The organism is Microbacterium sp. B19, from assembly GCF_000333395.1.
Classification (GTDB): domain Bacteria; phylum Actinomycetota; class Actinomycetes; order Actinomycetales; family Microbacteriaceae; genus Microbacterium.
In genome coordinates this window covers 1-301 of record NZ_BADA01000082.1, presented here as the reverse complement: position 1 = coordinate 301, position 301 = coordinate 1, and the positions used below count along the sequence as shown (strand labels likewise).

The 301-nt window shown below is 61.8% G+C and carries 1 protein-coding gene; it reads right to left on the bottom strand.

Going from position 1 to position 301, the window contains the following annotated elements; all coding sequences use genetic code 11:
• Positions 1–31: 31 nt before the first annotated feature.
• A partial coding sequence (locus I5G_RS20260; protein ID WP_034304916.1) for an MFS transporter occupies positions 32–301 on the bottom strand: 270 nt, incomplete at its 5' end.

Sequence of the window (301 nt, the reverse complement as noted above, 5' to 3'; positions counted from 1 at the left end):
AATCCGTTAGCGAGGTGCCGCCGGCTTCCATTCAGGTCGAGGTGGCCCGGCTCCATGCACCGCGACGCAACGCGGGGAGGCAGACAAGGTATAGGGCGGCGCCTACAATCCATGCCAACCCGTTCCATGTGCTCGCCGAGGCGGCATAAATCGCCGTGACGATCAGCGGTCCAATGATCGAAGTTAGGCTGGTAAGAGCCGCGAGCGATCCTTGAAGCTGTCCCTGATGGTCGTCATCTACCTGCCTGGACAGCATGGCCTGCAACGCGGGCATCCCGATGCCGCCGGAAGCGAGAAGAAT